Source organism: Arthrobacter zhangbolii, assembly GCF_022869865.1.
Taxonomy (GTDB): Bacteria; Actinomycetota; Actinomycetes; order Actinomycetales; family Micrococcaceae; genus Arthrobacter_B; species Arthrobacter_B zhangbolii.
Map to the genome: position 1 here is coordinate 1419518 of NZ_CP094984.1, position 10432 is coordinate 1429949.

Annotated in this window: 10 protein-coding genes; 8 read left to right on the forward strand and 2 right to left on the reverse strand. The window is 65.1% G+C overall.

Features of this window, described 5'->3' with window-relative positions; genetic code table 11:
• Window positions 1–205 precede the first annotated feature (205 nt).
• Window positions 206–559, forward strand: coding sequence for an Rv2175c family DNA-binding protein (locus MUK71_RS06570; RefSeq protein WP_227902307.1), 354 nt, complete (start codon window positions 206–208; stop codon window positions 557–559).
• A gap of 203 nt (window positions 560–762) precedes the next feature.
• Here the strand turns inward: MUK71_RS06570 and MUK71_RS06575 are convergent, their stop codons facing one another.
• On the reverse strand, window positions 763–1890 hold the full coding sequence (locus MUK71_RS06575; RefSeq protein ID WP_227928050.1) for a polyprenyl synthetase family protein: 1128 nt from the start codon (window positions 1888–1890) through the stop codon (window positions 763–765).
• Window positions 1891–1893: 3 nt separating this feature from the next.
• A complete protein-coding gene (locus MUK71_RS06580) occupies window positions 1894–2406 on the reverse strand; it encodes a hypothetical protein (protein WP_227902305.1) in 513 nt (170 codons plus the stop codon).
• A 103-nt stretch (window positions 2407–2509) separates the two neighbouring features.
• Here MUK71_RS06580 and dinB point away from each other — a divergent pair, with 103 nt between their 5' ends.
• The 7 genes from dinB (at window position 2510) to MUK71_RS06615 (ending at window position 10432) form a co-directional block, all read left to right on the forward strand.
• Complete coding sequence (gene dinB / locus MUK71_RS06585) at window positions 2510–3760, forward strand: DNA polymerase IV (RefSeq protein WP_227928049.1); 1251 nt, start codon at window positions 2510–2512, stop codon at window positions 3758–3760.
• A gap of 188 nt (window positions 3761–3948) precedes the next feature.
• Window positions 3949–4323, forward strand: coding sequence for an SCO2097 family morphological protein (locus MUK71_RS06590; RefSeq protein WP_227928048.1), 375 nt, complete (start codon window positions 3949–3951; stop codon window positions 4321–4323).
• A gap of 284 nt (window positions 4324–4607) precedes the next feature.
• Window positions 4608–5039 (forward strand): division/cell wall cluster transcriptional repressor MraZ, encoded by a 432-nt coding sequence (mraZ, locus tag MUK71_RS06595; RefSeq protein WP_227902302.1) that lies wholly within the window; start codon window positions 4608–4610, stop codon window positions 5037–5039.
• A 203-nt stretch (window positions 5040–5242) separates the two neighbouring features.
• Window positions 5243–6244: a 16S rRNA (cytosine(1402)-N(4))-methyltransferase RsmH gene (gene rsmH / locus MUK71_RS06600; protein ID WP_227902301.1), complete on the forward strand. Its 1002-nt coding sequence runs from the start codon at window positions 5243–5245 to the stop codon at window positions 6242–6244.
• On the forward strand, window positions 6241–6951 hold the full coding sequence (gene ftsL / locus MUK71_RS06605) for a cell division protein FtsL (RefSeq protein WP_227928047.1): 711 nt from the start codon (window positions 6241–6243) through the stop codon (window positions 6949–6951). Before rsmH ends, ftsL begins: the two co-directional genes overlap by 4 nt.
• Before the next feature lie 45 nt (window positions 6952–6996).
• On the forward strand, window positions 6997–8784 hold the full coding sequence (locus MUK71_RS06610) for a peptidoglycan D,D-transpeptidase FtsI family protein (protein ID WP_227902299.1): 1788 nt from the start codon (window positions 6997–6999) through the stop codon (window positions 8782–8784).
• Window positions 8774–10432, forward strand: a complete 1659-nt coding sequence (locus tag MUK71_RS06615) for a UDP-N-acetylmuramoyl-L-alanyl-D-glutamate--2,6-diaminopimelate ligase (protein WP_227928046.1) — start codon at window positions 8774–8776, stop codon at window positions 10430–10432. Before MUK71_RS06610 ends, MUK71_RS06615 begins: the two co-directional genes overlap by 11 nt.

Genomic DNA, 10432 nt, shown 5'->3' on the forward strand with positions numbered 1-10432 from the left:
GGGACAAAAACAAGTAGTGCAACAGGTAAGGTGCCTGTGGCTTATGTGACTAATGTTGCTTAGGTTACACATGTGATTTCAGGTACTCATGTGAATTTACACCAAGCAGGCTCGGGGACAATACCTGAGTATCGGATTTAAGGTTTCTTTTACGCGTCGGAATGGCCAAGTGGCCCGGAATCAGAGGACATGGCACCCTTGAAGGGTGAATGAACTCGAGGAACTTGTTTCCGACTGGCTGACCCTGCCCGATGTGGCTGAACAACTCGACCTGCCCATTAACAAGGTGCATAGCCTCCTGGAGGAGCGCGCCCTTGTGGCCGTGCGCCTGGGGGAGCGGAAAATCCGCAGCGTTCCCGCTGCCTTTATCAATGACGGCGCCATCCTGGATAGCCTCAAGGGCACTATCTCGGTGCTCAATGACGCCGGCTTCCACGACGACGAGATGATCCGCTGGCTTTTCACTGCGGATGACACCCTTCCGGGCCGCCCCGTGGATGCCCTGCGTGAGGGGCGTAAGACGGAGATCCGCCGCCGGGCCCAGGCATTGGCCTGGTAACTGGCTGTACACCCGCGGCTGCGGGGGTCCTGTGTCATATATCTGTCCGCATATATGACGGTATATAGGCAACCCCTACACGAAGCCCTATAGGCGGATCAGACAGGAACGGCCCCGCCTTCGGGCGGGGCCGTTCCTGTCGAGGCGGCAGTTCCTGCTGGCATCCCCGGAGCCGGTGGGACCGTCCGGGGCCGGTCCGTTCCTTAGGAACTGCGCCTGACCGCGGAGTGGGCGAGTGCCTCCAGCGCCGCCCGGGACACTTCGTCCACGGGCAGGGCCTCCAGCGCGGCGAATGCAGCTTCGGTGTGGCTGCTGATCAGGGCTTCGGTGGCCGCCAGGGCCCCGCTGTCCTCGATGATGCTGCGAAGGACCTGCACGCCGTCGTCATCCAGGCCCGGGTCCCCCAGCCGGAGGGTGATCTCCCGGCGCGCAGTCTCCCCGCCTCCGCACAGGGCATAGGCAATCAGCACTGTGCGCTTGCCTTCGCGCAGGTCATCGCCCGCAGGTTTCCCTGTTGTCTGCGGATCGCCGAAGACACCGAGAACGTCGTCGCGAAGCTGGAAGGCTTCGCCGAGGGGGAGGGCGAAGCGTGAGTATGCCGCCAGCAGTTCCTCATTGGCACCGGCCAGTGCGCCGCCCAGGGCCAGGGGATGTTCGGTGGTGTACTTGGCGGCCTTGTAACGCAGGATGTTCCGGGCCCGGACGACGGCGCGTTCAGGCTCGTGGCTGGGACCGACCACCTCTTCAAGGATGTCCAGATACTGGCCGGCCATCACCTCGGTGCGCATCCGGTTGAAAATGCGGCGGGCGGTGGTGCCGTGCGCCGCAGGTACCCCGACCGCCGAGAACATTTCCTCGCTGAGCGCGAGGCAGAGATCTCCGGCGAGGATGCCCGCGGAAGAACCGAAGTGTGATCCGTCCAGGTGCCAGTTGGCGTCCCGGTGCGCGAGCGAAAACGTGCGGTGCACGCTTGGGCCGCCGCGGCGCGTGTCGGACCGGTCAATGATGTCGTCATGGATCAGGGCCGCACTCTGGAAGAGTTCCAGGGCCACCCCTGCGCGTACGGCGGCGGTATCCAGCGGTGCTCCGCCCGCTCCCCGCCAGCCCCAGTACGCCAACAGGGCGCGGAGGCGTTTGCCGCCGCGGGACAGGTTGTGTACCGCCTCCAGCAGCGGCAGTGCTTCCTCGGATACATCGGAAAGGACCGCATGCTGCGTTGCCAGGAAGTCTTCCAGTTCCCCGGCGAGCAGGGTGCGGTAGGCGGCCTGCTCCTGCTCCGCGGTGGAGATGTCCTGGCTGCGGGGGGCGGGGGTGGACGGGATGTTAGCCATAACTTATTCCACCGACTCGGTGAGGACGGTGGCGCCGACGGTCACCGTGGACGGCTCACCGGTCCGGGCGGTCACAGTCACGTTTACGGTTTCCGGTTCAGCTGCGCCGGTGCGGATGTAATCACGCGATGCCGGGGCGCCGGCCGCGGACTCGGCGGCAGTGAACCCCTGAGCCGTGAGCGCCTTGTCATAGAAGGCGAAGACATCGGCGGCCGGCGCCGTTGTGGTTTCCACCAGCACGGCACTGACCTGCGTGCCGGTCCGGTCCACGGTGCTGGAACGGATCTCGGCACCGTCCATCACAGGGATCAGCGTGGTGGGGAAGCCGTCCGCCAGGGCGACCGGTGACGCGGAGGCGCTCGGGGTGGAGGCGGGTCCGGACTGTGCCGGCAGGGAGGCGCCGGCGGTTTGGCTTGCGGCCGCCGAGGCGGGGGAGTCCGTGCCGCCTTCCTCGGTGCACCCGGCAGCAACCAGGAGAAGAACAACGGCAGAGAGCGCAGTCAGGGACTTTTTCATTGATTTCCACTCGGTGGGGGGCAGGGTCCTGCACCCAAGTCTAGGTGACCGCCGCAGCTGGGCAGGAAGGCGGACCGGGGGTGCCGATAGCTACCATGAAGGGGTGAGTACTGGCCCCGACGGCGGCAGCGGCAACCGCGACTGCACCATCCTGCATGTGGACATGGATGCCTTTTATGTGTCCGTGGAATTGCTGAAGCGCCCCGACCTCGTAGGCAAGCCCGTGATCGTTGGCGGATTGGGCGGCCGGTCCGTGGTCCTTTCCGCGTCCTATGAGGCACGGCGCTATGGAGTCCGTTCGGCCATGCCGATGGCCGTGGCACGGCGCCAGTGCCCGCAGGCCACAGTGCTGGAACCGCACCAGGAGGTCTACCGCTCCTTCAGCAGGAAGCTGATGGAGATTTTCGAATCCATTACCCCGCAGGTGGAACAGCTCAGTGTCGATGAGGCTTTCCTGGACATCTCCGGATCCATGCGCAGACTGGGTGCGCCAAGGGAGATTGGCGAGCTGATTCGCGAACGGGTGGCAGCTGAGATGGGGATGACGGCAAGTGTCGGTATTGCCGCCACGAAATTCGTGGCCAAAATCGCCTCCACACGGTGCAAACCCAACGGGCTGCTCCTGGTTCCCAAAGAGCAGACCGTGGACTTCCTGCACACTCTGGACGTCTCCGCGCTGTGGGGAGTGGGAGCCAAGACGCGCGAGGTGCTGGCCCGGGTTGGTATTGCCACTGTTGCTGACGTGGCCAATACCCCGCCGAGTGTTCTCCGCCGTCTGCTCGGCGCGGTGGGTGATCACGTGTACGAACTTTCCTGGGGGCGGGATGCCCGTCAGGTGACCCCTGTCCGGAAGGAAAAAAGCATCGGTGCAGAGGAAACCTTCGCCCGGGACGTAAGTGATGACGAGGTGCTGCGAACCGAGCTGCTGCGCCTGGCCCACCGCAGCGCCGTCCGGCTGCGTGCCGCCGGCCTGCAGTGCCGGGCGGTATCCCTGAAGCTTCGGTACACGGATTTCACCACGCTGACCCGCAGCCGCACCCTGACCGAGCCGGTGGACAGTGCGCAGATGATTTACGAGGCGGCCAGGGGCCTGCTCACTGCCTTGGGGAAGCGGCCGCAAAGCGTGCGCCTCATCGGACTCCGGGCCGAGCAGCTGGAGCCGGCGCAGGGTGCGGCCATGCAGCTGACCCTGGACGGACGGGAAGACAACTGGCGCGCCACGGAGGACGCGCTCGACCGCATCAACCGGCGGTTCGGTGAGATGGGGGTAGTCCCTGCCCGGCTGATTGCCCCGGCCCGGCCGCGCACGCCGGACGGCGGGGAAGCGTCCCCGGCGGGCGGAGCCGGGGCCTGAGCGGCGGTCGGTGACGGCTGGCGACGTACCCTGGAACGAATAGGTACATGCGCCGCTTTCGTGGCGACCCGTTGCACCCTATCCTTGGAATAAGTGCAAAGCAGCATCGGGCCTGCGCAGGGAACATCCGGCGCCACACGTTCGTTGGCTGGTTTACAGGGGCAAAATCGGACGGCAAGGAGGCAGCAATGGCACTCTCGGAACACGAGCAGCGCTTGCTGGATCAACTGGAGCAGCAATTACACGCCGAGGACCCGAAATTCGCGAATTCGATGGCGACGTCGGCCGGGCGGGGTATCTCGACCAGGCGCATCGTGCTTGGTGCCTTGTTAGCGGTTGTGGGACTGGCGGTACTGTTGCTGGGCATTACTGAAGCCGGCATTGCCGTGGGGGTGGTCGGATTCCTCGTCATGGGTGCCGGGGTCTATTACGCGACCACGCGCGGACGGAAGAACCCGCCGAAAGCCGCAGATGGCCGGACGGAACGGCAACCCACTGCGCAGCGCGGGTTCATGAACAACCTCGAAAACAAATGGGACGAGCGCAAGCGCGACCAGCCGTAAGCGGCCGTACCGGCCAGGCCCCTGGGCCGAAGCGCTGATCCCGGAAAAAGACCCGCTACGGCGGGTCTTTTTTTATGCCCCGGACGCGTACACCGTGTTGAATTCCCTCCACCTCGCTCCACCGGCAGGTATCCGCGGAATTTCGCGGATTTTTGAATCCGACGCGCCCGGAATCCAACACGCCAGAGCGTTGACTGTGGAGGGAAGTGGAGTAAAGTGGGGGACATAAGAGGGTAGGGGCGGTACTCGAGGGGTTTGCCCCCAATCAGACGGGGTGGTGACTGATGTTCCTGGGAACACATTCGCCGCGTCTGGATGAGAAGGGGCGGCTGATCCTGCCGGCCAAGTTCCGCGAGGAACTGGCTGACGGCCTCGTCCTGACCAGAGGTCAGGAACGCTGCATCTACGTCTTCAGCCAGAAGGAATTCGAACGGGTCCACGACCAGATGAGGGAAGCTCCACTTTCCTCCCGCCAGGCGCGTGACTACATTCGGGTCTTTCTGTCCGGAGCCTCCGACGAAGTACCAGACAAGCAGGGCCGGGTCACCATTCCGCCGGCACTGCGGACGTACGCAGGACTCGGACGCGAACTGGCCGTCATCGGCGCAGGCACACGGGCCGAGATCTGGGATGCGGGAGCCTGGCAGAACTACCTGGAAGAACAGGAGACCGCATTCTCGGAAACCGACGAGGACGCGATTCCCGGAATCTTCTAGCAGCACCGGACCCCACCGGCAGGCACCGGTCGGATCTTGAATGAGATCTCCAGCCGCCCCACCGCCGCCCACCTGGCTTCCCTTCCCCGGAGCCAGGCGGCCGGCAGGTGAGGCGCGGATGGGGGTCTGGTTCAAGAACCGCCGGTTTACCCGCCACCCGCGTTCGATCACACCGGCACCACCACAACCTAAGGAACCCCAAGATGAGCGAAGAGCGCCCCACCGAGGAACGGCATGTTCCGGTGCTGCGCGACCGCTGCATCAATCTCCTTGCCCCGTCCATTGAGCGTGCCGTCGCGGACCACGGCAGGGCCGTCGTCGTCGACGCAACTCTGGGCATGGGCGGGCACAGCGAGGCAATGCTGCAGCGTTTTCCGCAGCTCCACCTGATCGGAATCGACCGTGACCAGCAGGCACTGGCCCTGGCAGGCAAGCGGCTGGAGCCGTTCGCCGACCGGATCGATCTGGTGCACGCGGTCTATGACGAGGTAGCCGACGTGGTTCTCGATCTTGGCTTCGACGGGATCGACGGGGCGCTGTTTGACCTGGGCGTCTCGTCCCTGCAGCTTGACGAACGGGACCGTGGTTTCGCCTACTCCTACGACGCGCCGCTGGACATGCGGATGGATACCACCCGCGGACAGACCGCGGCCGACGTCGTCAACACTTACAGCGAAGCGGAGCTCGTACGCATCATCCGCAAGTGGGGTGAAGAGAAGTTTGCCGGACGTATCGCCTCGGCAATTGCTGCCACACGGGCGGTCAAGCCGTTTACCACCACCGGCGAACTGGTTGAGGCCATCCGGGGTGTGGTGCCGGCCGGTGCTGCACGCACGGGGGGCCACCCGGCCAAACGGACCTTCCAGGCGCTGCGCATCGAAGTCAACGAGGAACTGGACGTGCTTGAACGCGCCATTCCTGCCGCGCTTTCCGTACTGAACCTTGGCGGACGTGTGGTGGTGATGTCCTACCACTCCCTCGAGGACAAGATCGTCAAGGGAGTATTTGCGGCAGGGGCACGCTCCTCGGCGCCCAAGGGCTTCCCCGTTGAACTTGAACAGCACAAAGCCCAGCTCAAGCGGCTGACCAAGGGCACCGAAGTGCCTACGGAGGAGGAGATCGCGGAGAATCCCCGTGCAGCCTCCGCCAAGCTGCGGGCAGTAGAACGTATTCGCGAATCCATGGACGGGGCCTGGGAAAAATGAGTGAACGTCGGCCAACGGCCCGATACCGTACTTCTGCCGCGAATGCCGTAGTAGGCAATACGGCACGTGCCCTTGACTGGGATACAGCCCCGGCGTCTGAGCCGGCTGCGCCCAGACGCCGCACACCGCTCTCCCTGGTTCCCGCTGCTGCCGGGAGGAAACGGGCTCCGTTTGCCGTTTTCTGCTTCGCCGCGCTGGTGCTTGGTCTCGCCTCCGTGCTGCTGCTCAACATCTCCGTATCCAGCGGCCAGTACGAACTGGTGGAGCTGCAAAGCCAGAAAACCGAACTTACCCAGCGCAACGAGGCGCTGACGCAGGAAATCGAGAACCATCAGGCACCCCAGGTCTTGGCGGCAGCGGCCGGGGAACTCGGTATGGTCTCCTCGCCGTCCTTCGGCACCATTGATCTGCAGACGCTCACCGTCACCGGAACCCCCGAACCGGCCAAGGACGGCGATCCGGCACCCGCGCAGATCGGCGCGCCCAGCGTCCTGACCCAGCCGATCACCCCGGCGCCTTCCGTGAATCCGGAACCGGCGCCGGATACTGTGAGGGCAGCCGAGGCAAAGGAAGAGGCAGCCGCGCAGGAGGCCGCTGCCGCCGCAGCGGCAGCGGAGGACGGGCCGGAACCGGCACCCGAGACCGTTGTGGAAGCGGACCTGAACGGCGGAACCATTCCTGCTCCGGTCCAGAGAAGCGGAAACTGAAACAGGCCGGCAGGCATCAACTTTAGGTATTAACGAGGACACGTTGTGGCACAGACATCCGGCCCGAACAACCACAGGGTGGCCCTCGTTGCCAAGCGGCTGCGGATAGGACTGGTCGCGGCCCTCGTTCTCCTGACCGTCCTGGGGCTCCGGCTTTTCCATGTCCAGGCCCTGGATCCGGCCGGCATGGCCGAAGACGCCGTCGCCAACCGGCTCACCACCGTTAGTGTCCCGGCCCTCCGCGGAAGCATCCTCGACGCCAACGGCAACTATCTGGCCCGCAGTGTGGAACGCTTCGACATTGTGGTGGATCAGCGGCTGTCACAGCCCTACGCCGAGGACGAGGTTTTCCAGCGCCGGGACTCCGAAGGCGTGCTGCAGGACATTACCTTTGACCAGGGTTTCGAGGAGCTCGCGGCGATCCTGGGCCAGGACACCGGGACCCTGCGTTCCTCGGTACTGGGGGAGAAGGGATTCAACTTCGTTGCCAAGACCGTCACCCCGGAAATCAAGGAGAAGGTCCTGGCAGTCAAATTCCCCGGCATCTACGCGGACCGGACCACGCTGCGCACCTATCCCTCCGGTGCGGTTGCCGGGTCCATCGTGGGTTTCCTGGGCACTGAAGGCGCCCAGGAAGGCCTTGAACTGACGCAGGATGAGATCCTCGCGGGTAAAGCCGGCAGCAAAACCTATGAAATCGGCGGGGACGGCATCCGGATTCCGTACGCCACCAACGAGGATGAGCCCGTGCAGGACGGGCAGTCCATCAAGCTCAGCATTGACCAGGACCTGCAGTGGTTCTCACAGCAGACCATCTCCGCCCAGGTGGAGGAATACAACGCCGAGTGGGGCAACATCGTTGTGATGGAGGCGGAAACGGGCAGGGTGGTTGCCCTCGCCGAGTCCACCACCGTGGACCCCAACAACCCGGGTGCCACGCCCGCCGAGTCCCGCAAGGCGCGGACCGTGACGGATTCCTTCGAACCGGGATCCACCACCAAGGTCATTACCATGGCTGCCGCAATCGAAGAGGGCCTGATCACCCCGGAATCACAGTTCGCCATCGGCCCGAACTACACCGTGGACGGTCAGACATTCAAAGACGCCGCACCGCACGGCGACCTCCGGATGACGGCCTCAGGGGTGCTGGCGAAGTCCCTGAACACCGGAACCGTGATGATCGGGCAGCAGCTCACGCCGCGCGAACGCTACGACTGGCTGCGGAAGTTCGGCATCGGCCAGCCCCTGAACGTGGGGCTGAACGGGGAAACCTCGGGCATACTCTCCGATCCCGACGAATGGGACACCCGGCAGCAGTACACAGTGCTCTTCGGCCAGGGGCTGACACAGACAGCCCTGCACACTGCCAGTGTCTACCAGACCATTGCCAACGACGGCGTGCGGATTCCGCCCAGCATCATCGACTCCGTGATCGATGAGGATGGTACCGAGAAGCCGGTTGAAAAACCTGAGGCAACCCGCGTTGTGTCCAAGGAGACAGCCGGGGAGGTCCGGCGCATGCTGGAGACCGTCACGGTGGACGGTTCCGGCGCCACGGGCGCCCTGGAGCAGTACAGGGTGGGGTCCAAAACGGGTACTGCCGAGGCTCCCGGTCCCAACGGCGGCTACAGCGGCTCCACGCTCTCCTATGCTGGTATTGCGCCTTTGGAGGATCCCAAGTACGTGGTTGTGGTGACCCTTCAGCGGCCGCAGGGCGACCTTTACTACATTATTCCGGGGCAGTCCTTCCAGAAGGTCATGGAGCAGGCGCTCGTCAGCAGCAACGTACCGCCCTCCACGGGAAAGCCGGAGACCTACCCCATTGAGTACTAAATCGGAGAGCAACGAAGTGCCAACAAGTGAAAACCAGCTGGCTGGATCAGGGCTGCGTCCTGCAGCGGTCCAGCCCGTCACCGTGCGTGCCGCCGTAGACCGCCTGCCGGCGGCTCTTCGTGACGTCGCGGCAGCCCCCGGCACCGGGGACGGGGCCTGGGCCACCGAGCTGACGGGACTGACCATCAATTCCCGCGAGGTGCGCCCCGGGGACCTCTACGTGGGAGTGGCAGGTGCACGCCATCACGGTGCCCGCTTCGCGCAGGCAGCGGAAGCAGCCGGAGCAGCTGCGGTGCTGACCGATGCTGCCGGGCTCGCCGAAATGGGCAGCCCCGGCATCCCGGTCTTCGTGGCAGGGGATGTCCGACGGCTGGTTGGCCCGCTTGCCGCCGCCGTCTTTGACAGCGTTCCCGCCCAAGGCCGCCGCCCCGCCCTGTTCGGCATCACCGGCACGAACGGCAAAACCACCACGTCCTACTTCCTGAACTCGCTCCTGCAGGCCCTCGGGCGCACCACCGGCCTTATCGGCACCATCGAGATCCAGGCCGGCGCCGAATCCATTCCCAGCGTCCTGACCACCCCGGAATCCCCGCAGGTGCACGGGCTGCTTGCCCTGATGCGCGAACGCGGACTCGACGCCGCCACCATGGAGGTTTCATCCCACGCGATTGCCTACCGCCGGGTGGACGGTGTGCGCTTCGATGTCGCCGGGTTTACCAACCTGACCCAGGACCATTTGGACCTGCACGGGTCGATGGAGGAGTACTTCGCTGCCAAAGCCGCACTGTTCCAGCCGGACCGCTCGCGGCAGGCCGTCATCACCGTGGATGACGAATGGGGTGCGCGGATGGCAGCCTCGGCAGGTGTTCCCGTGCTGACCCTGGCCACCGACGGCGCCGATCACGGCGCGGACTGGAACGTCACCGATGTGGAACCGCGCGGCCTCGGCCACTCCTTCGTGCTGCGCGGACCGGCGGGGGAGAAGCTGCGCGTCTCCACCGCCCTGCCCGGCGGATTCAACGTTTCGAACGCCGCGCTGGCGACCGTTATGGTGCGGGCAGCAGGGGTCCCGGCCGCGGACCTGCAGGAGGCCCTGGCAGCGCATGATCCGTTCACCGTTGAGGTCCCGGGCCGGATGCAGCTGATCGGTGAGGCTCCGGCTGCCATTGTCGACTTCGCGCACAACCCGGATGCGCTGACCCGCACCTTGGCGTCCGTCCGCCGTCCGGACGCTGACGCCCGGGTCATTGTGGTGTTTGGTGCCACAGGTGAGCGGGACCAGACCAAACGCCCGCTGATGGGTGCCATCGCAGCGCGGCTCGCCGACGTCGTTATAGTCACCGACGATGACCCGCACGGAGAAGACGCGGGAGCCATCCGGGCAGATGTGCGCCGCGGGGCGGACGCTGCCGCGACGGACGAGGGGCTCGACTGCGTGATTGAAGAGGTGGCCCCCCGGGCAGCGGCCATCGACCGCGCCGTTGAACTCGCCCGGCCGCAGGACACCGTGCTTGTTGCCGGCCGCGGACACGAGGTGTGGCAGGAGGTCATGGGCGAGAACCTGGCCCTCGATGACCGGGTGGAACTGCGCCATGCTTTGACAAGATACGGATTCAGTGCCCTGACAAGCGACGGGGTAGAGTCCTAA

Coding starts and splice junctions, on each gene's coding strand:
- mraZ (WP_227902302.1), top strand. CDS start 4,608: ATGTTCCTGGGAACACATTCGCCGCGTCTGGATGAGAAGGGGCGGCTG.
- MUK71_RS06580 (WP_227902305.1), bottom strand. CDS start 2,406: ATGAAAAAGTCCCTGACTGCGCTCTCTGCCGTTGTTCTTCTCCTGGTT.
- MUK71_RS06590 (WP_227928048.1), top strand. CDS start 3,949: ATGGCACTCTCGGAACACGAGCAGCGCTTGCTGGATCAACTGGAGCAG.
- ftsL (WP_227928047.1), top strand. CDS start 6,241: ATGAGTGAACGTCGGCCAACGGCCCGATACCGTACTTCTGCCGCGAAT.
- rsmH (WP_227902301.1), top strand. CDS start 5,243: ATGAGCGAAGAGCGCCCCACCGAGGAACGGCATGTTCCGGTGCTGCGC.
- MUK71_RS06575 (WP_227928050.1), bottom strand. CDS start 1,890: ATGGCTAACATCCCGTCCACCCCCGCCCCCCGCAGCCAGGACATCTCC.